The sequence below is a fragment of the Moorena sp. SIOASIH genome (assembly GCF_010671925.1).
Lineage (GTDB): Bacteria > Cyanobacteriota > Cyanobacteriia > Cyanobacteriales > Coleofasciculaceae > Moorena.
The window spans coordinates 1-2,125 of the sequence record NZ_JAAHIH010000016.1 but is presented as its reverse complement, the minus strand read 5'-3'; the positions used below and the strand labels follow the sequence as shown (position 1 = coordinate 2,125).

2 pseudogenes are annotated in these 2,125 nt (G+C 59.2%); both read left to right on the top strand.

The window, feature by feature from the left end:
• Positions 1-159: 159 nt before the first annotated feature.
• Positions 160-1,245: pseudogene (locus F6J90_RS43285) on the top strand (integrin alpha); the annotation flags it as partial.
• A 6-nt stretch (positions 1,246-1,251) separates the two neighbouring features.
• Positions 1,252-1,986, top strand: a pseudogene (locus F6J90_RS43280) (thrombospondin type 3 repeat-containing protein); the annotation flags it as partial.
• Between the last annotated feature and the right edge of the window lie 139 nt (positions 1,987-2,125).

Sequence of the window (2,125 nt, the reverse complement as noted above, 5' to 3'; positions counted from 1 at the left end):
TGTGCCGAACAAGTAAACCGATCCTCAGGTGTCACCGCGACCGGCCCGGGAAGGGTTTATCTGGTGCTGTTCGATCCGGCCGACTATCCCAACATCGGGAACCCAGCCATCGCCGACGAAGTCAATCTGGCGGATGTCGAGAACGGCACGCTGCCCGGAATGGTCTTCGGTGGTGCTGCGAACGGCGATCAAACCGGGTTCGCGGTCGCAGGCGGCGGACTCACCAACGATGATGGCCATGTAGACATTCTGATCGGAGCTCCAGGCGCATCCCCCGACGGAAGGACAGGTGCCGGCGTTGCGTACCTGGTGTTCGGCGATCCAAACAACTCGACCGGAGTGGTGGCCCTAGCCAACGTAGCGTGCACGCACCTGCCTAGCGCATGCGATCCTGTTGACGAGGTCGCCGGCGTGCAGTTCCACGGCGACAATCTGGCCGACCGTGTTGGGTTTGACGTGGAGTTCCCGGGAGACGTGACCGGGTCCGGCGATGGTGATGTAGGTATCGGTGCTCCGGGAACAGATGCACCGGACACAGGCGAAGGTCCCAAATCGAACGCCGGCGCAGCCCATTTCGCCGAAGCTGGAGACATCGACACCGGCACGATCGATGTATGCAACATCGGCGGTCCAATCGACGGAGTCACCATTATTGGCGACCTACCCGACGGCGAACTCGGTTACTCCGTCGCTGGAGGGGGTGACAATATTCCAAACGGCGAGAGAGACCTTCTCATCGGAGCTCCGTTCTACGATGCGGCTGGCCGGGATGAAGCCGGTCTCGTGTTGCAGACTGCCGGCAAACTCCCGTTCGGCCAGTTCACCGCTCTCGATGTTGGAGATAGCGATGGCGCGAACCCCAACGCACTCGATGGGGTTAGGTGGCTGGGTGAGAACGCAGGAGAGCGTTTGGGAACTGCCGCGTCCGGCGTGAACGATGTGACCGGAAACGGTTTTGATGACATCACCCTTGGTGCACCTTTTGCGGACGTGGGGACTCCTCCGGCGCTTGACGCTGGGCGGGTCCTGTTGATCGAAGGTACTAGCGCAACTCCTCTGCGCCGCAACGCAATCGATGTTGCCGAAGTCGGCGCAACGATCGCGGGCGCTGTCTTCATCGGGACAGAACCAGGGGAGAACGCCGGAGCAGCGGTGAGCGATTCAGAGGACCTGAACGGCGACGGATTCACCGACTTCCTGGTGGGTGCTCCTAGCCGTGATGAGGACGTCCTCGATGACGATAGCGGCGTAGTGTACGAGGTTACCCAGAATGCTCCGCCCGAACCTGGCTTCTGCGACACCGACGCAGGTTGCGTGTTCGCTGACCTGTCAACCGGCGCGCAAATCGAGATCGCCCCCACGGCGCTATCCGCTGGGTTGGTAGTGGAGATCGAGGGAGTTGAGGAGGCGTTGCACTTACCTGGCCCGCCGCCGGCCGGAAAGACGCTGGTCGGGGCAGTCGACCTGCAACCGGCTGGAACCCTCTTGACAGTGCCGGCGGACCTGCATATCCCAACGAGTGCGGGAATTGAGTGGCAACTGACTCTTGGCGAGTTCTTCGACCTTTGGTTCTTCGACGCGACCAGTGACCTCTGGGTTCAGACATCCATAGTTTCCGAGATTGTCAACAATCTGCACCTTCCTGCACGACTGAGTGCTCGTAGCTCAATCGATCAGTTCGAGTTCTGGGCCATCTTTGTCGATGACCTTGATGGAGACGGTGTTCGCGATACCTTGGACGATGACATCGACGGCGACGGGATCGACAACGGTGTAGATAACTGCCCCTCGGTCAGCAATGCGAACCAGTTCGACTGTGACGGCGACGGGCTCGGTGATCCGTGTGATGATCCTGTAGACCCGGACAACGACGGAGTGGATCCTGCCTGTGACAATTGCCCCTCGGTTGCAAACCCGGATCAGATGGACCGGGACGCTGACGGAGTTGGAGACAGCTGCGATGTCTGCCCCGATGATTCCGCCAACGACGCCGACGGCGACGGCCTGTGCTGCCCCGCGGACAACTGCTGCACGGTCAGCAACGCTTCTCAGCTAGATGAAGAGAAAAAAAAAAAAAAAAAAAAAAAAGAAATAATAAAAAAAAAATAATAAACAAAAATATATT